The following is a 21362-nucleotide window of genomic DNA, read 5'->3' as shown; positions in this document are numbered from 1 at the left end:
TTACCCGAACATGTAACGCAACGCATCCCCGCGCCCGCGGGCGCGAACGAACCGGAGTGAGACGATGAGCAATGCAGCGAAGGAAGTCGTGGTGGTGAGCGGTGTCCGTACCGCGATCGGCGATTTCGGCGGAAGCCTGAAGGATTTCTCGCCGACCGATCTCGGCGCGAAGGTCGTGAGCGAAGTGCTGTCGCGCGCGAACGTGCCTGGCGATGCGGTCGGGCATGTCGTGTTCGGCCACGTCGTGAACACCGAGCCGAAGGACATGTATCTCGCGCGCGTCGCGGCGATCAACGGCGGCGTCGCGCAGCACACGCCGGCGCTCACCGTGAACCGCCTGTGCGGCTCCGGCCTGCAGGCGATCGTGTCGGCCGCGCAGACGATCATGCTCGGCGACGCCGACGTCGCGATCGGCGGCGGCTCGGAGAACATGAGCCGCGCGCCGTACACGGTGCCGGCCGCGCGCTTCGGCCAGCGCATGGGCGACGCAAAGCTCGTCGACATGATGCTCGGCGCGCTGCACGACCCGTTCCAGACGATCCACATGGGCGTGACCGCAGAGAACGTCGCCAAAAAGTACGGCATTTCGCGTGATGCGCAGGATGCGCTCGCGCTCGAATCGCATCGTCGCGCGGCGCGCGCGATCGCCGAAGGCCGCTTCAAGGACCAGATCCTTCCGATCTCGATCCGCACGAAGAAGGGTGAGGTCGCGTTCGACACCGACGAGCACGTGCGTCACGACGCCGGCCCGGACGACTTCACGAAGCTGAAGCCGGTGTTCGTGAAGGAGGACGGCACGGTGACGGCCGGAAACGCGTCGGGGATCAACGATGCGGCCGCCGCGGTGCTGATGATGAGCGCGGATGCCGCGCGCGCGCAGGGCGTGAAGCCGCTCGCGCGTCTCGTCGCGTACGCGCATGCGGGTGTGGATCCGGCGTACATGGGCATCGGCCCGGTGCCGGCCACGCAGAAGGCGCTCGAGCGCGCGGGCCTGAAGATCACCGATCTCGACGTGATCGAGGCGAACGAGGCGTTCGCCGCGCAGGCGTGCGCGGTCACGCAGGAGCTCGGCCTCGATCCGGCCAAGGTCAACCCGAACGGCTCGGGCATTTCGCTCGGTCACCCGATCGGCGCGACCGGCGCATTGATCACGGTCAAGGCGCTGTACGAGCTGAAGCGCATCGGCGGGCGTTACGCGCTCGTGACGATGTGTATCGGCGGCGGCCAGGGGATTGCGGCGATCTTCGAGAACATCTGATAATCGACCGCTCAGCACCCGAATACACAGGAATCGTCATGGCAATCGAAACCGTCGGCGTCGTGGGCGCCGGAACCATGGGCAACGGCATTGCGCAAACCGCGGCCGTTGCAGGACTCAACGTCGTGATGATCGACGTCAGCGACGCGGCGCTCGACAAGGGCGTCGCCGCGCTGAAGGGCAGCCTCGAGCGGCTCGTGTCGAAGGACAAGCTCGACGCCGGCGCACGCGACGCCGCGCTCGCGCGCATCACGACGTCGACCGACTACGCGAAGCTCGCCGCGGTCGACATCGTGATCGAAGCCGCGACCGAGAACGTCGAGCTGAAGAGCCGCATCCTGAAGCAGATCGAGTCGGTCGCGCGGCCCGACGCGATCATCGCGACCAACACGTCGTCGATCTCGATCTCGATCACGTCGCTCGCGGCGCTGCTCGCCGATCCGTCGCGCTTCGTCGGCATGCACTTCTTCAACCCGGTGCCGCTGATGCCGCTCGTCGAGATCATCCGCGGGCTGCAGACGAGCGACGCGACCGCGTCGGCGGTGCGCGCGCTGACCGAGCGTTTCGACAAGTCGCCGATCGGCGTGCGCAACGCGCCGGGCTTCGTCGTGAACCGGATCCTCGTGCCGATGATCAACGAAGCGTTCTTCGTGCTGGCCGAAGGCATCGCGTCGGCCGAGGAGATCGACGCGGGGATGAAGCTCGGCGCGAACCATCCGATCGGGCCGCTCGCGCTGGCCGACCTCGTCGGGCTCGACGTGTGTCTCGCGGTGATGGACGTGTTCCTGAAGGACTTCGGCGACACGAAGTATCGTGCGTGCCCGCTGCTTCGCGAGATGGTGTCGGCAGGGCGGCTGGGGCGCAAGACGGGGCGTGGGGTGTACGACTACAGCTGACGTCCTGCGGGCACGTCGGATCTTCAACGCGGATGACGAGCCGCGCCGGATGTCGAGTCCGGTGTCGGCTTGTCGTCCGCGTTTTCCATTTGGAGCGCGTGGGCGACGTGTCCGTGCTTCGACGTCGGTTCCTCCCGCGTTGCTTGATCGCCTGATCGTGTGCAGTGTCGCCGGAACGAGACAAGCGGATGAGGGACATATGTAATTTACGACAATGTGAACATTGCATGCCGTGACAATCCTTGACCATCTCGCGGTTTCGTCTGTGCAATTATTTGCCGCAAATGCCGAGAGAGACCAACCATGTGCCGCATCGTGAGCGAAATCGAGAAACGGCGCGTTCGACGGGGAGCGGCCGGATCGGGATTATCTCTGGGATCTGTTTGGTGTTAAAGGTCGGCTCCCGGGCATTTGATGTAACTTGCGGGTAACCGCGATTATTTTGGCGCGACTTGCAACTTGACAGTGGCCGATAACGACGGGTGAAGAATGACAAATATTGGTGTGAAAGCGAGGATTCGGGTTCGCGGCTCCATTGCGGCTACCGTGCTGAGTTTGCTGCTTGGTGCGTGCGCATCGAAACCCCCATACGACTTCGATGCGCAAAAAATGTCGTCGGTCAAGACGATTGCGGTCGATGTGTCGAGGCCAACGGTGTATTTTGCCGTCACGGCCGGAGGGCCGGTATTCGTTCCGATTCCTGGAGTGGGCCTGTTGGCTGCGGCTGTCGGCGGCGCAATCGCCGGAGGGACGGCCGCCGTATCGACTCGCACCAACAAGGATTTCAACGACCTCGTCAAGAGTGAGCTTGGCGATACCGGACTGAACCGTAAGTACATCGAGGCACTGGAGGCCGAACTACGAGCGCAAGGCTACCAGGTGAAGGAAGTCAATCTTGGTCAGGCCGGCATGCCGAAAATCGCAGGAGATTGGCTGCATCCGACGTTGAAGGGTGATGCCTATACGGGAGCGGATGCGATTTTAATCGCACCAGCCAATACCGGTTATGGTGCCCAAGGACTGGGTTGGCCGTATGTCCGGTCGGTCAACAGCCAGATTCGAATTTTTTCGGCATCGACGTTCGAACCAATTTTCTCTCAGAACATGTTCTTGCCGATCCCGACTCATCTGAATCCGACCTCGGGTGGCGGCGGTGTTAATAAGAATACCGGCTCCAGCTTCGCTTCAGATGCCAAGGAGAATGGTCCTTATGTCTATCCCTTCTATGCTGATCTGGTGAAAGATTTGCCCAACGCCATCAAGGGAATTGACGAGGCGCTCATGAGCTTCGTGCCGCAGTTCCGTACCGCGCTGCTGACCGGCCGCGGAATAACTCAATCAGCGAGCGCAAGCCAGAAGTAAGAAAACGCCGGAACGACATGATGAAAGTCGACGACATCGAGCGATTCGTGCGCGCCAGGCATCGCGACGATTCAGCAGCAGGGATGGCTGTCGGTAGTCGGTATGGTGTCGTCGCATCCGTCGTGCCGCACTGCCGTCATTGCGGATGGCCTTTGCCGAACCGTACGGGAAGGCGCTCGCGTATCGAATCGTCGCGGTAGTGACGACGCGGCAGATGGCGCGTGGCGCAACGGGCCTGGGACACTCATCGAACGGGGGCAGTCATCGATTTCTTCCAGATTTTCGGCCGCTACTTCTGGCTGATTGCGATCGTGTTCAGCGTAGCCCAATACGTGCGCTGTTCGCGCCGACGCATGTCGACTCTAGCGAGCGATACGCTTCGCGACCAGGCTCGTGTCTATGGCCGGACTCTGTTCGGATTGCAGATATTGCCGTGGATCGTGATGGGCATCGGCATCCTGTCCGGTCAGGCTCACGACATCTGGGACTTCATGAACCCGCCGCATGGCGGTGTACTGCTGGCGACGGCATTTTGGGGCGTCATTGCGGCCACGGCATCGGGAACCGCGTGGTGGATCTTCACCGGCGGCGCACGAAAGGTCGTCGAGCTCGGGCTCATGGATCAGTTCGGCTATCCGGCCGAGCGCGTTACCGAGCGGGCTGTCAAGGCGATGGCCATCACCATGAGCATTGGCGCGATTGCACTTTTGATCGGTTGCACGTTGACGGGCGACTCGAGCCTGCGCAACGTCCTGACGAGTCTGACCGGCAATGGATCGCCCGCGGTGTCTGGCGACGGCTATCGGATCGTATTCGACTGTGCCAACGGCGGATGTGCGAACTGGGCGTTTCCGGCATTCGGTCTATGCTTCGTGGCGATCGGTGCTGTATTTGCGTGGTTTCGCAACGATCTTCCGATGCGGGGGGCCTGCCTTCATGCGCAAAGTCTTCCCGTTCATCTGGTTGGGCTTTGCGATACTGTGGACAGCCATCGCGTTCGGAAGCACGTACGATGCCGCACATCGCGTCAGGAAAGCAATCGCTTCCGGTGAGCTTCGTGTGGTGGAAGGCGCCGTGACCGCTTTCGAACCCATGCCGTATGGCGGCCACGCGATGGAGCGTTTCTGTGTCGGGCAGGTGTGTTTCTCCTACTCGGACTATGTTGTGACGGGTGGTTTCAACAACACCGCATCGCACGGCGGGCCGATCAGGGCCGGCTTGCCGGTCAGGGTCAGTTATGTTGACGGCTTGATCGTGAAGCTCGAAGTCGCACCGGTGCAGTGAGCAACAACACAATCGAATTTCGACAAAATGAAAATAAGGACAGGCCTTTTCGGGGCGGTGTTGTCCGTTGCAACCGCAACGGCATATGGGTTGGGCGTGCAGAGCGCGCCTGCGGAGCCGGCAGCGTCCGCGCCGGCGGCGAATCCGGCGATCGAACTGTCGCCGGCGCAAATCACTGAACGGGCACGCGCATTCGTTGCGCAAGCCGGCGTGGATCCCGATTCGGAAAACGGGCAGATCGTGGTGGCCTGGTTCTCGAAGATCGCGCGGGATCCTGGCTATCTCGCAAGACTGACGAGCCTGCGCGGCAAATCGACCGCAGGTGCGGAAATGATGCTGTCTCCGGCCGACCGGCTGCGGTTCCTTCGGCTGATGAAGGACATCGCGGGTGAATCGCACAGCGGTTGCGAGATGTCGAAGCTGACCGGTCGCGGTCTGGTGTCGTTGGCGAAGACGTCGTCGCCGAAGATGCTGCGTAGCATCTTCGAGTTGATGGATCTGATCGGCGCGCGCAGTGGCCGGTCGCAGGCCGACGACGAGCATTACACCGTTGCCGAATTGCTCGAGGTCGACGCGCGCATCGATGCGATCGAGGTGCCGCCATCGCTGCAGGAGCAAGCGAAGCCGACCACGTGTGCGCTGATTCAGTTTGCAGTCGACGCGCTGGAAAAGCTGCCGGAACCGGAGCAGCGACGGGCAACCTATGAACTGTTCAAGTTGATCGCCGACGGCAAGTCGGCGGCCGAGACGGTGCTTGCCGATCCGACGGCGTATCTGGATGAAGTGTTCGACGAGCGCCGCTTGCCGGATCCGATTCGCAGCCAGTTGCCGCCCGACAACAGCCGGCCGCTCCCGTATGCGCGTCTGGTGGTGGACGGCGAATGGGTGAACAAGACGACGCCGAAGGACTCGGGGCCGTATGTCGATACCTACGTCAATCGACGCAATAACGGCGTGGTCATTGAGCTGATGACCACGAAAGACGCAGCGGGGAACCCGCATTGGTCGTATTTCGACATGGGATACGGGCTGGCCGACCTGATGAGTCAGAGCGTGAGTGCACCTCGCCACGCCACGATGCTTCGCATGCAAAAGGACGCAACGGCGATCGCGCTGGCGAACGAACCGATGACGGCGGGCAAGCGTGTCGAGATTGCGGTGCCGCAACCGTCGCGCGACGGTCAACTGACCCGTCGCTGCGAAATCGGCAAGACGGAACCCGCATCGTCGATCTTCGGCACGTTGACGGGCAATGCGATCGACCTGGATTGCAGCGAGGTCCACAAGGACGGGAAGACGGTGCGCGTGCGATCCGCATGGCTGGTCGACTACGGGATCGAACTGAGCAAGTCGATCGACGACGAAGACGGCCGGACCGACGTCGTCATCAAGAACGTCACGATCGTGAAACCATGACGCGGACGAGCGAACCTCGGCGGCGCGGTTACGCCCGTCGGCGCACCGGCTTCGTCGGCTCCGCATTGAAATCGTCGATCGCTGCCCAGATGCTGATGGCAGGGCTCACCCTCGGGCCGGGCTGCGCCGCCGCGCCGCAGCCCGAGTCGCCGCTCGTCGCGATGCCGGCAATGCAACGCGGCGTGTCCGTGCCGGTCCTCGACGACACGACGCCATGCTCGCTGGCGTTGAACGCGCGATTCGACAGCCTTCGTCTGAAGGACGAACCCGCACGGATCCGCAGCCTGTGCAGGCAGGACGCCGGCGCCGGCAACCTCACGGCCCGCGCGCTCTACGGGCAAATGGTGCTGCATGGCTACGCGGCCCGCCCGGACCCGAAGCGCGGGATGATGATCCTCGAATCCGCGGCGAGCGACGGTTCGACGGCGGCCAAGCGCGCACTGGGCTACATCTACTACGACGGTGTCGCACAGCCGCGCGACCCGGCAGCGGCGCGCGCGTGGTTCGTGTCGGCGGCGCGCGACGGCGATGCGGCCTCGGCGAACCAGCTCGGCGGGATGAGCGCGGACGGCGACGGCCAACCTGCCGACGATGTCGCGGCCTATCGCTACTTCGTGACGGCAGCCGAAGGTGGATCGCCGGCGGGCGCGACCAATGCCGGGAAATTCGCGCTGACCGGCCGCGGCGTCACGCGCGATCCGGTTGTCGCGGTAGCGTGGTTGTCGCGTGCGGCGGCGGACGGCGAGCCGAACGGGCAGTTCGTTCTGGGCCTGATGCTCGTCCGGGGCGACGGGGTGCCACGCGATATACGCGCGGGGACGAAGTGGCTGCGCGCCGCGGCGGACCAGAACCATACCGAAGCGCAGGCCGTGCTGGCCAATCTCTATCTTGCGGGCATCGGCATGCCGCAAGACGCGCGTCGCGGCCTCAGCCTGATGTCGGCCGCGGCCCTTGCCGGCTCGCCCTATGCGCAGCGCAGGCTCGGCGATCTGTACGGAAGCGGAACGGGCGTGCCGCGCGACGAGGCGACGGAGCGCGACTGGTATCGCAAGGCGGCGCTCGCCGGCGACGCGCGAGCACGTTACGCATTGGCGAACCTCTATCTGTTCGGGCGGGGCGGCCCGGTCGACCAGGAAGCCGCATTGGGTTGGATGCAGGGCGCGGCCGATGCGGGCCTGGCCGTCGCGCAGAACGATCTCGGCGCGATGTTGCAGAACGGCCTCGGGACGCAGCCGGATCCGGCTGCCGCCAAACCGTGGTTCGAAAAGGCCGACGCGCAGGGCAATGGCGCCGCGGCGGCCAACCTGTCCCGTTACGCAGCGCGTGGCGACGACGAGCCGGTAGACATGCGCAAGGCGTTTCGGCTGGCGAAGCGCGGAGCGGATCGCGGCGACGCAGCGGCGGCGCTGATGGCCGCCGGCATGGCTTGGCGTGGCGAAGGCACGTCGGTCGACCGGACGCGGGCGATGCAATGGTTCCGGTTCGCCGCGGACCACGGCAACGTCGAAGCGGCGCGCTGGGTCGGCTATCAATATCTGTCGGGTACCGCCGACGTGCCACGCGACGAACCATCGGGCTTGCGTTACCTGACGCAGGCCGCCGAGGCCGGCGATCGCGCTGCCGGCGTATCGGTCGGCTTCTACCTGAACGAGCACCATATGTCGTTCGCGGGCAAGACCGGGCTTCAATGGCTGGAGGACCTTGCGAACCGCAAGGTCGCCGCTGCGTATTCGGCGCTGGGGTCTGCCTATTGGCGCACGCAGCCGACGATCGCCTTCGACTGGTTCACACGCGGCGCAATGCTGGGCGACGCCGCGTCGCAAGCGATGCTGTGCTCGATGTATCTGGATGGAAACGGCACGCCGCGCAATCCGACCGATGCCGCGCGCTGGTGCCGCGCAGCGGCTGCCGGCAACAATATCGGCGCGATGCGCATGCTCGCGTCGGTCGACGCAGGCCTGGTTGCCGCCGACGAGCGCGCGTATTGGCAATGGAAACTCGCGGATCGCGGCGAAGCGACGTATCAGTCGACACTTGGCGATGCGTACGACCTCGGCGATGGCGTACCGGCGGACTTCAATGCAGCGACGTACTGGTTTCGCCGCGCGGCGGAGCAGGGCAACGTGTCGGCACAGGGTTCGCTCGCGTGGCACCTGTCGACCGGCCTCGGCGGCCGCACCGACGACTACGAGGCGTTCGCATGGGTGCTCCGTGCGGCGCCGTCGAGCGCCGAGGCGAGGCGGATGGTGGGCGTCGCGTATCTGCACGGACGTGGCGTCGCGCGCGATCCGAAAGCAGCATCGGTGTGGTTCCAACGCGCGGCCGCAGCCGGTTCGCCGTGGGCGGAAAGCGATCTTGCACTGATGTACGAAACGGGCGACGGCGTGACGCTGAACGAGGCCTCCGCGCTGGACCTGCATCGCCGCGCCGCGCGACGGGGCTCGGCATGCTCCGAGATTGCGCTGGCGCTGTGCAGCGTCGTACCGGGAACGGAAGCGGCGCTGTCGGCCGGCGAGCGGCGCTGGCTGGTACCCGCCGATCCGGTCGCCACGTTGTGGAGCGATCCGCCGGGCAACGCAGTCGCCGCGGCCAATCGCCAATGGGAAGGCCTGTCGAGCCTGAACCAGGCATTGCTTGGCGATCCGTTCATGCAATATGCGGTCGGCATCCGGTTCCTGACCGGCAACGGCCTGCCGAGAGACCGGGCGCTCGGCGCGGCATGGATCGAGCGTTCGCGCGCGAGTTTCGATGCGGTAGCCGGTTTCCGGCAATATGCCGCCGCCGCGGCGCGCGTCGAGACGCGAGTTGCCGAGCGACTGGATGACGCGGAAAAACGACGGGCCGCCGACATCGCCGCGAACCTGATCACGACACTACATTGAGCGGGTCCGGATGCGGTCGGCTCGATGACGCCTCCGGACGCACGGATCGACGAGCGCGAACATGAAGAACACCTTGAAGAACGCGTGGCACGGGGAAGAACGCTTGTGGAAAGTCTGGTGGCTGATCGGCGTACCGCTTGGCCTGCTGCTCATTCCGCTGCTCGTGCTGATCGTCGGGCCGTCCTATCCGGTACCGCTGCGTTTCGCGGCATTCGTCGTGTATGTCGTTCCGTTCTGTGCGTGGATCCGCTGCGCGTGGATGTGTGCGCCGAACGTCGAGAATCGCATCTGGACGATCGTCGCACGCGCCGTCATCGTCTATCGCATCGGCTCGCTCGGCATCGTCCTGTTCGGTTTGAATTGATCGCGTGACAGGAGCGTGCGTGCTGTCGCGTTCCGTTTCGGGAAGCGGTGCATGAACGCGATCCCGCTCGAGCGCGCGATCATCATGCGTCAAGCACCGCCGGAGCCCGCGGCAACGTCCGCTTGAACATCGCGGGCCTCCGCCGGTCCGCCTTCGGCGGCAACGTGATTGCATGCCGCGCGGCCACGGCGATCCGGATCATCATCAGCTCAGCGAACGCGCTGCGTTGCGTGCGCGTCGTGTCGTGTCGGGCGCCGCTTCGGCTAACGTATCCGCGACCCGTCCGCCCGGTCGAGCGCCCGCAGCGCACGGTCAGCCTGCGTCACGCGCCAGATGTCGCGCATCGGCGGCTCGGCGGCCATTTGCGCAGTCGAATGCCTGTCTCCTTGGTAGTTTCCCTTAAGTCTCCCCGTCCGGATTTTCCCCTAGCGTGCCGTTTCACGCCCTGCGCGCGCCACTTGGCCGCGATCCCCGCCAAATCGCGTGCAGCCCCGCCGGCATTGGCTTTCGCGTCGTTTGCACGGTTCCCCACCATGCGCGCGATTTTGCCCATCTTCGATGCATTACCAAAGGTATGGAAAAGCGCACAGAAAATGTATCTGGAGCGACGAAATTGGATTGATACGCTGCAGTCACTGAATCAGCGCCGTCAACCACGCGAGCGCGGCATCGAGCCCTGGCAGCAAGCCGGCAATCGATGGCGACACGTGCGGAGTTCGCGGTTTCCGTTACCAGTTAGTCGGGATGACAGAATGGCCCCAAATCTGACGTTTGCACCGGGCGACGTACTTCCCCCCGGAGCAATCTCCACCGACGGTGCGCCGTCGATCGCCCGGTCGAGCATCGCGACCGGAACCGACATCCTGACCGTCAAGCACCTGTCGAAGATCTTCGGTCCGAAGCCCGAGCGTGCGATCGAGCTGATGAAGCGCGGCGTCGGACGCAACGAGATCTTCGCCGAAACCGGCAACATGGTGGCGGTCGACGACGTGAGCCTGAGCGTGCGGGCCGGCGAGATCTTCGTGATCATGGGGCTGTCGGGCTCGGGTAAATCGACGCTGGTACGTCTGCTCAACCGGCTGATCGAGCCGACGTCCGGGCAGGTCGTGCTCGAAGGCCGCGACATCGCGCCGATGTCGACGCCGGAATTGCGCGACGTTCGACGCCGGAAGATGGCGATGGTGTTCCAGTCGTTCGCGCTGCTGCCGAACCGGACCGTGCTCGACAACATCGCGTACGGGCTCGAGGTCGCGGGGATCAAGAAAGCGCAGCGCTACGAGGTCGCGCGTGCCGCGCTGGAGCGCGTCGGGCTCGGGTCGTACGAGAAGCTGCTGCCGAGCGAGTTGTCCGGCGGCATGCAGCAGCGCGTGGGCCTTGCACGCGCACTCGCGGTGAACCCGTCGGTCCTGCTGATGGACGAGGCATTCTCCGCGCTCGATCCGCTGATCCGCTTCGAAATGCAGAACGAGCTGCTGCGCCTGCAGAAGGAAGAGCAGCGCACGATCGTGTTCATCTCCCACGATATCGAGGAAGCGGTGAAGATCGGCGGCCGCATCGGCATCATGAAGGACGGCTGCCTGATCCAGGTCGGCACGCCGGCCGAACTGATCCAGACACCGGCGGATGCCTACGTGCAGGACTTCTTCCGCAATGTCGACGTATCGCGCTTCCTGAAGGCGTCGAGCCTGCTGACGAAGATCGAGCGCGGGCTGATTCAGTGCGACGCGGGCACGTCGTCCGACCGCTACCTGAACCGGTTGATCGACAGCGGCGCGGAATGCGGCTACGTGTGCGACGAGGCCGGCCATTACCTCGGCTGCGTGACGGCCGCCACACTGCACCGGTCCGGTGCCCGGCCGATTCGCGAGGCATTCCTGCCCGACTTCCATGCGGTGTCGATCGATACGGATCTGCATCGGCTCGCGTCGATCGCGCTGACCCGGCAGCACGACGTGCCGGTGACGGACGCGGCGGGACAACTGGCGGGCGTCGTGTCCTGCCGGACGATACTCAAGCAGATGATGCAACGGAGGGCAGCATGAACGCGTCGGTGATCGGGAAGTTCGCGGAAGACTTCGTCAACTTTCTGTTTCTGCATTTCCGCGGTGGTTTCGACACGTTTTCGGCGGGGCTCGGCGCGGTCGTGAAGCTGCTCGAAGACGGTCTCGCCGCCGTGCCGTTCATCGCGATGGTCGTGATCATGGTGGGGCTCGCGCTGTGGCGCCGCGGCATCGTGTTCTCGATCTTCGTCGGCCTCGCGCTGCTCGTCATCCATTACATGGGCTTGTGGGCACAGACGGTATCGACGCTCGCGCTCGTTACCGCGGCGACCTTCTTCAGCCTCGTGATCGGCGTCCCGCTGGGGATCTGGGGCGCGCGCAACAACCGGATCGGCATGATCCTGCGCTCGCTGCTCGACTTCATGCAGACGATGCCCGCGTTCGTGTACCTGATCCCGGCCGTGATCCTGTTCGGGCTCGGACGCGTGCCGGCGGTGATCGCGACGATCGTGTTCGCGATGCCGCCCGTCGTGCGGCTGACGACGCTCGGCATCCGGCAGGTCCGCGAGGAACTGATCGAGGCAGGGCGCTCGTTCGGCAGCACCGACTGGCAGCTGCTGTGGAAGATCCAGCTGCCGAACGCGCTGCCGTCGATCATGGCCGGCGTGAACCAGACGATCATGATGGCGCTGTCGATGGTGGTGGTTGCGTCGATGATCGGCGCGGGCGGCCTCGGCGAATACGTGCTGAGCGGCATTCAGCGTCTCGACATCGGGATCGGTTTCGAAGGCGGGCTGGGCGTCGTGCTGCTTGCGATCGTGCTGGATCGCCTGACGGAAAGCTTCGGCGTGAAGGCGAAGAAGAAGGCGAAGAAGCCGATCGTGCGCGCCGGCAAGGCCGGCCCGCGTGGCGCGGCACGCACCTGACGAACAGGGCGGTCGAAGGCATTTGAAGGACGATGAAGCGTCGCGGCCACGGTGCCGCGGCGGAACCGGTGTAGCAGTGCGTGGAGACCGGAAACGCCGATCGAAGGCGTTCCTCACCCTTGAAAGACTCGCGTGATTAAAAAGGAGTACTAGATGAATACCCATACGTTCAAGTCGCTTCTGGCGAAACTTGCGGTATCGACGGTGGTGGCCTGCAGTGCAGGTGTGGGCGCGGCATCGGCGGCCGAGCCGGTCAAGATCGCGGTGACCAACTGGGCGGACGTGCTCGCGGTGGCGAACGTCGCGAAGTACGTGCTCGAGACGCAACTCAAGCAACCGGTGCAGTTCGTCCAGGCCGACATCGGCATCCAGTACCAGGGTGTCGCGCGTGGCGATCTCGACATCATGGTCGGGGGCTGGCTGCCGGTCACGCACGGGACCTACTACGCGAAGTACAAGAACGACCTGGACGACGTCGGCATCATCTACACCGGCGGCAAGAACGGCTGGGCGGTGCCAACCTACATTCCGGAATCGGAGCTGTCGTCGATCGCCGACCTGAGCAAGCCGGAAGTCAAGAGCAAGCTGAACGGCACGATCCAGGGCATCGAGCCGGGCGGCGGCCTGATGCAGGCATCCGAGAAGACCATCAAGGCGTACAACCTGGACGGCTACAACCTTCAGGCGTCGAGCGAGGCCGGCATGCTGGCGAGCGTGTCGCGTGCGTACCAGTCGAAGCAGTGGATCGTTGCAACGGTCTGGAGCCCGCACTGGCTGTTCCAGAAGTGGCAGATGCGTTACCTGAAGGATCCGAAGGGCACGCTGGGCGGCGAAGAGCAGATTCATGCGTTCGCGTCGAAGAAGTTCGCGGGCAAGTTCCCGCGCGCCGACGTGTTCTTCAAGCACCTGAAGCTGACGCTGGCCGATGTCGAGGCGATCGAGTTCGAGGGGAACAGCACGAACGACTACGCGAGCGCCGCGAAGAAGTTCGTCGATGCACACCCGGAGAAGCTCAAGGCCTGGCTGCAGCAGTAAAGCCGCGCCCCGGTGGCGCAGACGATGCGATCGGCGTCGTCCGCGCGAACCGGCGGGGCGTATCGCCCGAAGCCGATGGGCGGAGCCGCAACGATGGCGCCGGCCTCGCGATGTGCGGTACGCGCAGTCCATGCAGCATGTCACGAATCGCGTCGCGGAGTCAGCAAGTGAACGAGAACGCCCGCTTTTTTTCCGAAACGCTTCAGAGCCGGGATCCGGTGATCGCGTCGGAGATCGCGCTGGAGCTGCGTCGCCAGCAAACCCAGATCGAACTGATCGCATCTGAAAACATCGCGTCGGCGGCGGTGCTGGAAGCACAGGGCACCGTGCTGACGAACAAGTACGCGGAAGGCTATCCGTCGCGGCGGTACTACGGCGGTTGCGACCATGTCGACCGGATCGAGGCGCTCGCAATCGATCGCGCGTGCGCGCTGTTCGACGCGAGCCACGCCAACGTCCAGCCGCATTCGGGCGCGCAGGCCAACGGCGCGGTGATGCTCGCGCTCGTCAAGCCGGGCGACACGGTGATGGGCATGTCGCTCGATGCGGGCGGCCACCTCACGCACGGCGCGCGGCCCGCGCTGTCGGGGAAGTGGTTCAACGCGGTGCAGTACGGCGTGAACCGCGACACGCTGCGCATCGATTACGACGACGTGCGCCGGCTCGCCGAGCGGCATCGCCCGAAGCTGATCATCGCCGGTTACTCCGCGTATCCGCGGGCGCTCGACTTCGCCGCGTTTCGCGAGATCGCCGACAGCGTCGATGCGAAGCTGATGGTCGACATGGCGCACATCGCGGGCATCGTCGCGGCCGGCCGGCATCAGAACCCGGTGCCGTTCGCCGACGTGGTGACGTCCACCACGCACAAGACGCTGCGCGGCCCGCGCGGCGGCTTCATCCTGACGAACCACGCCGAGGTCGCGAAGCAGATCGATTCGGCGGTGTTTCCGGGGTTGCAGGGCGGGCCGCTGATGCATGTCGTCGCCGGCAAGGCAGTGGCCTTTGCGGAAGCGCTTCGGCCGGAATTCACCCGCTATATCGAGCAGATGTTGCGCAACGCGCAGGCGCTCGCGCGCGTGCTGACGGCCGGCGGCCTGACGCTCGTCACGGGCGGCACCGACAACCACCTGCTGCTGGTCGACCTGCGCGCCCGGCGCATCACCGGCGCGCAGGCCGAGAAGGCACTGGAGCGCGCGGGCATCACCTGCAACAAGAACGGGATTCCGTTCGATACGGAAAACCCGACCGTCACGTCCGGCATCCGGCTCGGCACGCCGGCCGGCACCACGCGCGGCTTCGGAACCGCGCAGTTCGAGCAGATCGGCGAATTGATCCTGGCAGTGCTGGCTGCGCTCGAGCGCAATCCGAACGGCGACGAAGCGGTCGAGCGGTCGGTACGGACCCGCGTGCGCGACCTGTGCAGCCAGTTTCCCGTCTACGCGCACGCGGAGGCGTTCGCCTGATCCGGGAATCGGTCTGAACCTCGAACATCGTTCGGACCACGTAGTGAATCGATCGGCGTCGCTGCGCGTATGCAGCGACGTACCGACGACGTTGTGTCGAATTGCCGGTTTCCTGCCTGACGGGCGGGAACCTGGTGCAACCACTTGATTGAGGAATCGAAAATGAGCTTCGAGGGCGTACACACTCCGCTGGTCACCCCGTTCGACGCGGACGGCGAAATCAACCACGAACTGCTGGGCCGGCATGCGGCCGATCTTGCGGGCCGGCTATCCGGCCTGGGCATCGGCGGGACGACGGGCGAATACTACGCATTGAGCTTCGACGAGCGCGTGCGCACGTTCGACACGGTCGCCGCCGCGGCCGGCGGCAAGACGTTCCTGACCGCGGGCATCAACGCGACCACGACGAAGGAGGTGCTGCGCCTCGGCCGTGAAGCGAAGCGCGCGGGGCTGAACGCGTTGCTCGTGGCGGCGCCGTACTACGCGCAGCCGACCCAGCAGGAACTGCTCGCGCACCTGCTCGCGGTCGACGACGCGCTCGACATGCCGATCATGCTGTATAACTTCCCGGCCCGCACGGGCACTGAAATCGGCGACGACATTCTCGAGACGCTGCTCGAGCGCAAGAACTTCGTCGCGATGAAGGAAAGTACCGGCGACATCGCGCATCTGCATCACCTGTCGACGCATTTCAGCGGCCGGCTCGTGCTGAGCTGCGGGATGGACGATCAGGCGCTCGAGTTCTTCGCGTGGGGCGCGCGCAGCTGGGTCGGCGGCGCATCGAACTTCCTGCCGGAAGCGCACACCGACCTGTTCGACGCATGCGTGAAGCGCGGCGATTTCGCGACCGGTCGCACGCTGATGGCCCAACTGCTGCCGGTGCTCGAACTGCTCGAGCGCAGCGGCAAGTTCATTCAGTACGTGCGCTACGGCTGCGAGCTGGCCGGGCTGCCGGTCGGCGTCGCGCGCGCGCCGCTCGGCGCGTTGTCGGGCGACGAGCGCGACGCGTTCGCGGAGCTCGTCAAGCCGCTTCTGCGCGACGGCCGGTAATCCGTCATGGGCTCGACTCTGGAATTCGCGCGGTTTCCGGCGCCGGACGGGATGAACGGGTGGTGGGAGAGCCTTCCGCCCGCACCGGACGCCAATACCGTCAAGTCGGACAGCCGGTTCGACTGGGTCGTCGTCGGCGGCGGCATCACCGGGCTTTGTGCCGCGCGCCGGCTGGCGGAGCTGGCACCCGGTGCGTCCATCGCGCTCGTGGAGGCCGACCGGATCGGCCGCACCACGTCCGGGCGCAATTCCGGATTCTTCGTCGACCTGCCGCACGACATCAGCAGCGAAAGCTACTCGCGCAGCATCGACGAGGATCGTGCGGACGTGCGGTTTCAGCGGCACGGCATCGACTATGTGCGCGAGATCGTGCGGCGTTTCGGCATCGACTGCGACTGGCGCGACGACGGCAAATTCCACGCGTCGGTCAACCGGAAGGGCGCGGCCGCGCTCGCGCATTTCGCCGACGGGCTGTCGCGCATCGGCGAAGCATTCGAATGGCTCGATCAGCCGGCGATCCAGGCCGTGACCGGCACCGGGTTCTACACGGGCGCGCTGTTCACGCCGGGCTGCAGCACCGTGCAGCCGGCGGCGCTGATGCGCGGGCTGGCGGCGACGCAACCGGACAACGTGACGGTGTTCGAGCTCAGCCCGGTGAAGCGGATCGAACCGCGCGGCGACACGCGCGTACTGCATTTCGCCGGCGGCACGATCGTCGCGAAGCAGGTGATCCTGTGCACCAACGCATACGCGGCGACCTTCGGCATGCATTCGAACGGTTTGCTGCCGGTCTATACGTTCGCGTCGCTCACGCGCCCGATGAACCCCGACGAAGTGGCGAGACTCGGCGGCACGCGCTCGTGGGCGCTGATTCCGGCCGATCCGATGGGCACGACGGTGCGGCGCCTGGTCACCGATCGCATTTGCGTGCGCAACCATTTCGCGTTCCGGCCGGACGTGAAGCTGTCGCAGGCCGATCTCGCGAAGTCGCGGCATTTGCATCAGCGCTCGTTCGAGCGCCGCTTCCCGATGCTCGGCGGCGTCGAGCTCGAATATACGTGGGGCGGGCCGCTGTGCCTGTCCTCGAACAACGGTGCGCTGTTCGGCAGGCGCGACGACGGCCTCTACGAGGCGATCGGCTGCAACGGCCTCGGGCTGAGCCGCGGGTCGGCCTCCGGCAAGCTGATCGCCGAATACGCGCTCGGCGAATCGAACAGCCTCGTGCAGCAGTTGCTGAAGCAGCCGCATCCGCGTCCGCTGCCGGTTCGGCCGCTCGTCGACCTGGCCGTGTCGGCGACGATCTGGGCCAAGGAATTCTCGGCTGGTGCCGAGCTTTGATTTTTGAGGAAACGACATGACGACCCATCAGGATTGGAAACAGAAGGCGAACGCGTTGTCGCTCGACGGTCGCGCGTTCATCGCGGGCGAGCGCAGTGCGGCGGCGTCGGGCGAGACGTTCGCGACGCTCAACCCGGCGTCCGGCAAGGTGCTTGCCGAAGTGGCGCGCTGTAGCGACCGCGACGTCGATCGCGCGGTCGCGGCCGCGCGCGAAGCGTTCGAGTCGGGCGTCTGGTCGAAGGCCGCACCCGCACATCGCAAGGCGGTGCTGCTGCGCGTCGCGCAGCTGATCGACGAGCACGCGGAGGAACTCGCGCTGCTCGAGGCGCTGGAAGCCGGCAAGCCGATCGGCGAATGCCTGGGGCTCGACATTCCCGAGTCGGCCGCGTGCATCCGCTGGCATGCGGAAGTGACGGACAAGCGCTACGACGCGTTGTCGCCTTCCGGCGCCGGCGTCGTCAGCATGGTCACGCGCGAGCCGATCGGCGTCGTCGGCGCGGTGCTGCCGTGGAATTTCCCGGCGCTGATGCTCGCGTGGAAGATCGGCCCCGCGCTGTCGGTCGGCAACAGCGTCGTCGTGAAGCCGGCCGAGCAGACGTCGCTGTCGACGCTGCGGATCGCCGATCTCGCGCTGGAAGCCGGCGTGCCGCCGGGCGTATTCAGCGTCGTCACCGGGTTCGGCAGCGAGGCTGGGGAGGCGATCGGCCGCCATCCGGACGTCGATCTCGTCGCGTTCACCGGTTCGACCGCAACCGGCAAGCGCTTCCTGCACTACTCGGCCGATACGAACCTGAAGCGCGTCGTGCTCGAGTGCGGCGGCAAGAATCCGCAGGTCATCCTGCCGGACGTCGCGAACCTCGACGCGGTGGCCGAGCAGGCAGTTGCGGCCGCGTTCTGGAACATGGGCGAGAACTGCAGCGCCGGCTCGCGAATCCTCGTTCCGTCGAGCCGCAAGGCGGAACTGCTGGAGAAGGTCCAGGCGGTGCTCGCCGGCTGGAAGACCGGCGATCCGCTCGATCCGGACGTGAAGCTCGGCGCGCTGATCGAACAGAAGCATTACGAGAAGGTGCTCGGCCATATCGAACAGGCGAAGGCGGAAGGCGCGCGCGTGGTATGCGGCGGGCGCGCGATCCTCGCGGAGACGGGCGGCTGGTTCGTCGAGCCGACGATCTTCGATCAGGTGACGCCGGAGATGCGCATCGCGCGCGACGAGGTGTTCGGGCCGGTCGTGTGCTTCATCGAATACGACGACGTCGACGACGCGGTGCGGATCGCGAACGATACGTGCTACGGGCTGGCCGCGTCGCTGTGGACCGACAACGTGAACAGCGCGCACAAGGTCGCCGCGCGGATTCGTGCGGGGACGGTCACGGTGAACTGCTTCGGTGAAGGCGACCTGTCGACGCCGTTCGGCGGCTTCAAGCAGTCGGGGTTCGGCGGCCGCGACAAATCCGTGTACGCGCACGATCAATATTGCGAGCTGAAGACCACCTGGTTGAAGCTCGACTAAGTGGGGCGCGCCGCGCACGCTGCACCCCGGGGCCGCGCGGCCCAGGCTGCAGGTTGCGGCGAAACCGTTTCGGCGGCTTGTCGAGCCGCCGATCGGCTGCGATGTTGTCCTGCACCATGTCGCACGAGTATGGCCAGCGGCCGCTCGGCCGGCGAGAATGGCGCACGCGGCGCGCGACAGAACGAACGACGCTACGCCGCGCCGGCATCGCGTATGGTGCGCTGCGCCCCCGCGCCGCGCAGTGGCCTGGCGCGGGGGCGGATGGGCGGCACCACCGTGCGCCTTGCCGTCTCCATCATCGCTTCCGATAATGGCGACGCAGTGCACAATCGATCAAGAATGACGTCATCGCGACGCCGCCCGGCCGACTCGCAAGCCGTAATATTGAGATAATCGAAAGGTTTGCGATGAGCCTGCTCGCAGGCAGCCGATGGGGACTGCCGTCGACGAATGCGCCGACGCCGCGTCCGACCTCCGTTTTGAGAGTGAAAGCCATGTTGAAGAAGCAATTGTTTGCAGACCGACTCCTCGCGCAGATGCCGTCGCTTCGGGCGCTGCGGTGTTTCGTGACGGCGGCGCGCTACGAGAGCTTCACCCAGGCGGCCGAGGTGCTGTGCGTGACGCAGGCCGCGATCAGCCGGCAGATCAAGGAACTCGAGGATTCGCTCGACGTCGCGCTGTTCGAGCGCACCGGCCGGCATATCGCGCTGACGGATGCGGGGCGCGTCCTCTACAACGCGTCGTACCTGTCGATCATGAACATCGCCGAGGCGGCGGAGGCGGTGCGCCGCACCGACAGGCACGCGCTGATGATCTGCGTGTCGCATACGTTCTCGGCGCTCTGGCTGTCGTCGCGGCTGCCCGCGTTTCGCGAGCGGTTTCCGGATATCCGGCTGAACGTGATCGTCACCGAACACTTCATGGAACTCGACGGGCTCATCGAGCCCGATGTGATCATCACGAAGAACCCGCCGCGCGAGCCCGAGTTCGAAGCCGAGCCGCTGTTTCACGACATCGTGTATCCGGTTTGCAGCCCGTCCTTTCACGAACGCCATTTTCGCGGCCGGTCGCTGAAGCCGCTGGACCTGCTGTCGTGCCCGACCCTGAACCTGTCGATGCTCGGCCGCGCGCAGGTGTGCGAGCACGTCGACTGGCGCGTATGGCGCAACTGGTTCCAGCAAGGCGACGGTACCGACACGCTGACCGAGAACAAGTATCTGGAAAGCAACGACTACCGGTTGCTCGTCGCCCAGGCCGAGGCCGGCGAGGGGACGCTGCTGGGCTGGCATCACCTCGTGCACCGGCAGATCGAGCAAGGCACCCTGGTGCGTCCGGTACAGGACGTGCTGGTGTTCCGCGATCGCCATCACTATCTGATCACGCACCGGAATGCGCAGCCGCGCGAGGAATACCGGCTGTTCCGGAAGTGGCTGGGCGACGAGGTCGGCGTGATGATGCGCGGCTGGCTAGATGCCGGGGTCGAGATCGGTCAATAGCACGCTGCCCCCGCACCACGCGTTCGTCAGATGAAACCTGCGTCCGCAACCCCCAAAGGCTATCGCCGTCTGATCCCGTCCGTGACGGCGCTCGTCGAGTTCGAGGCGGTCGCCCGCCTCGGCAGCTTCACGCTGGCCGCGCACGAACTCGGCGTCACGCAGGCCGCGGTGAGCCGGCAGATCAAGTTCCTCGAGGACCTGCTCGGCACGCGCCTGTTCCATCGGCTGCATCGCTCGATCGAACTGACCGACGAGGGTGCGGCGCTGTACCGGGTGATGGCCGAGTCGATGCAGAAGATCGCCGGTGTGTTCGACCGTCTGACGAGCGGCCCGATCCGGCAGGAACTCATCCTCGCGGCGACCTCCGCGTTCTCGCATTTCCGGCTGCTGCCGCGGCTCGCCGCGCTGAAGGCCGCGCAGCCCGAGTTGCAGTTGCGTCTCGCGACGCTGATGTTCACCGCCGATCTGCGCCACAACGAAATCGACATCGCGGTGCGCTACGGGAACGGTCGCTGGGCCGACGGCACCGCGATCCGCCTGTTCGACGAAGAAGTCTTTCCCGTCTGCTCGCCGGCCTGGCTGCGGCAGCACGGCGCGCCGGAATCGCTGGCGGAACTCGCCGCCGTCGCGCTGGTGGAGTCCGATTCGACGTCCGAGGGCTGGATGGGGTGGGAGGCGTGGTTCCATGCCGCCGGCTTCCGGCCCGACCGGTTGAATTACGCGCTGCGCTGCAGCTTATATACCGATGCGATCGATGCCGCCCGCTATGGTCATGGTGTCGCGCTCGGCTGGGGGCGGCTCGTCCACGACCTGCTCGACGCCGGGGAACTGGTGCGGTTGCCGGTGGCGTCCTTGCAGATGACGGACGCCTATTACATCGTGGTGCCGCACGGGAAGACGATCACGCCGGCGATCGACGGCCTCGTCGAATGGCTGCGCGCGGACGTCAGGCAGGACTGACGCAGGCACGCCGGCAGACTTTCGCGGCGATTTTCGCTCTGCCCGCTTCGCATGATCCCAGGTAATACCAGAACGAAAATAAAGCGCGTTGACGCTCTTTTTCATCGATCCAATACTGAAAT

Annotated in this window: 17 protein-coding genes; all 17 read left to right on the top strand. The window is 65.5% G+C overall.

The genetic code is table 11. The features are described 5' to 3' along the window. Nucleotides 1-64: 64 nt before the first annotated feature. The 17 genes from bktB to U4012_RS08225 all read left to right on the top strand — a co-directional run bounded on the left by bktB (nucleotide 65) and on the right by U4012_RS08225 (nucleotide 21240). On the top strand, nucleotides 65-1258 hold the full coding sequence (gene bktB / locus U4012_RS08305) for a beta-ketothiolase BktB (protein WP_044848466.1): 1194 nt from the start codon (nucleotides 65-67) through the stop codon (nucleotides 1256-1258). A 38-nt stretch (nucleotides 1259-1296) separates the two neighbouring features. Next, a complete protein-coding gene (locus tag U4012_RS08300; protein WP_321797623.1) occupies nucleotides 1297-2154 on the top strand; it encodes a 3-hydroxybutyryl-CoA dehydrogenase in 858 nt (285 codons plus the stop codon). Nucleotides 2155-2643: 489 nt separating this feature from the next. Beyond that, complete coding sequence (locus tag U4012_RS08295) at nucleotides 2644-3516, top strand: hypothetical protein (RefSeq protein WP_321797621.1); 873 nt, start codon at nucleotides 2644-2646, stop codon at nucleotides 3514-3516. A 221-nt stretch (nucleotides 3517-3737) separates the two neighbouring features. After that, nucleotides 3738-4568: a hypothetical protein gene (locus U4012_RS08290; RefSeq protein ID WP_321797619.1), complete on the top strand. Its 831-nt coding sequence runs from the start codon at nucleotides 3738-3740 to the stop codon at nucleotides 4566-4568. 22 nt (nucleotides 4569-4590) lie between these two features. Then, on the top strand, nucleotides 4591-4800 hold the full coding sequence (locus tag U4012_RS08285; RefSeq protein ID WP_321797617.1) for a hypothetical protein: 210 nt from the start codon (nucleotides 4591-4593) through the stop codon (nucleotides 4798-4800). A 90-nt stretch (nucleotides 4801-4890) separates the two neighbouring features. After that, nucleotides 4891-6216, top strand: coding sequence for a hypothetical protein (locus U4012_RS08280; protein WP_321797615.1), 1326 nt, complete (start codon nucleotides 4891-4893; stop codon nucleotides 6214-6216). Next, nucleotides 6117-9098: a tetratricopeptide repeat protein gene (locus tag U4012_RS08275; protein WP_321797646.1), complete on the top strand. Its 2982-nt coding sequence runs from the start codon at nucleotides 6117-6119 to the stop codon at nucleotides 9096-9098. Before U4012_RS08280 ends, U4012_RS08275 begins: the two co-directional genes overlap by 100 nt. A 61-nt stretch (nucleotides 9099-9159) precedes the next feature. Further along, nucleotides 9160-9462, top strand: coding sequence for a hypothetical protein (locus U4012_RS08270; RefSeq protein WP_321797613.1), 303 nt, complete (start codon nucleotides 9160-9162; stop codon nucleotides 9460-9462). Nucleotides 9463-10214: 752 nt separating this feature from the next. Next, on the top strand, nucleotides 10215-11504 hold the full coding sequence (locus tag U4012_RS08265) for a glycine betaine/L-proline ABC transporter ATP-binding protein (RefSeq protein ID WP_321797611.1): 1290 nt from the start codon (nucleotides 10215-10217) through the stop codon (nucleotides 11502-11504). Then, the gene (locus tag U4012_RS08260; RefSeq protein ID WP_124521614.1) at nucleotides 11501-12388 is read left to right on the top strand and encodes an ABC transporter permease; all 888 of its coding nucleotides are present in this window, start codon (nucleotides 11501-11503) and stop codon (nucleotides 12386-12388) included. The genes U4012_RS08265 and U4012_RS08260 overlap by 4 nt, the downstream gene beginning before the upstream one ends. Before the next feature lie 153 nt (nucleotides 12389-12541). Continuing rightward, a complete protein-coding gene (locus U4012_RS08255) occupies nucleotides 12542-13423 on the top strand; it encodes a glycine betaine ABC transporter substrate-binding protein (protein ID WP_124521615.1) in 882 nt (293 codons plus the stop codon). 137 nt (nucleotides 13424-13560) lie between these two features. Continuing rightward, a complete protein-coding gene (glyA, locus tag U4012_RS08250) occupies nucleotides 13561-14886 on the top strand; it encodes a serine hydroxymethyltransferase (RefSeq protein ID WP_257774872.1) in 1326 nt (441 codons plus the stop codon). Nucleotides 14887-15048: 162 nt separating this feature from the next. After that, complete coding sequence (locus U4012_RS08245; protein ID WP_321797604.1) at nucleotides 15049-15936, top strand: dihydrodipicolinate synthase family protein; 888 nt, start codon at nucleotides 15049-15051, stop codon at nucleotides 15934-15936. A 6-nt stretch (nucleotides 15937-15942) separates the two neighbouring features. Continuing rightward, on the top strand, nucleotides 15943-17274 hold the full coding sequence (locus U4012_RS08240; protein ID WP_321797602.1) for an FAD-binding oxidoreductase: 1332 nt from the start codon (nucleotides 15943-15945) through the stop codon (nucleotides 17272-17274). 16 nt (nucleotides 17275-17290) lie between these two features. Then, nucleotides 17291-18784: an aldehyde dehydrogenase gene (locus U4012_RS08235; protein WP_321797600.1), complete on the top strand. Its 1494-nt coding sequence runs from the start codon at nucleotides 17291-17293 to the stop codon at nucleotides 18782-18784. 494 nt (nucleotides 18785-19278) lie between these two features. Next, nucleotides 19279-20280 (top strand): LysR substrate-binding domain-containing protein, encoded by a 1002-nt coding sequence (locus U4012_RS08230; protein WP_044848475.1) that lies wholly within the window; start codon nucleotides 19279-19281, stop codon nucleotides 20278-20280. A 30-nt stretch (nucleotides 20281-20310) separates the two neighbouring features. Beyond that, nucleotides 20311-21240 carry a LysR substrate-binding domain-containing protein gene (locus U4012_RS08225; protein WP_321797598.1) on the top strand — a complete coding sequence of 310 codons (930 nt, stop codon included), beginning with the start codon at nucleotides 20311-20313 and terminating at the stop codon, nucleotides 21238-21240. Nucleotides 21241-21362: the final 122 nt, after the last annotated feature.

This window comes from Burkholderia sp. BCC1988, assembly GCF_905339895.1.
GTDB lineage: Bacteria > Pseudomonadota > Gammaproteobacteria > Burkholderiales > Burkholderiaceae > Burkholderia.
The sequence above is the reverse complement of the archived record's forward strand: the minus strand, read 5'-3'. Positions and strand labels throughout refer to the sequence as shown.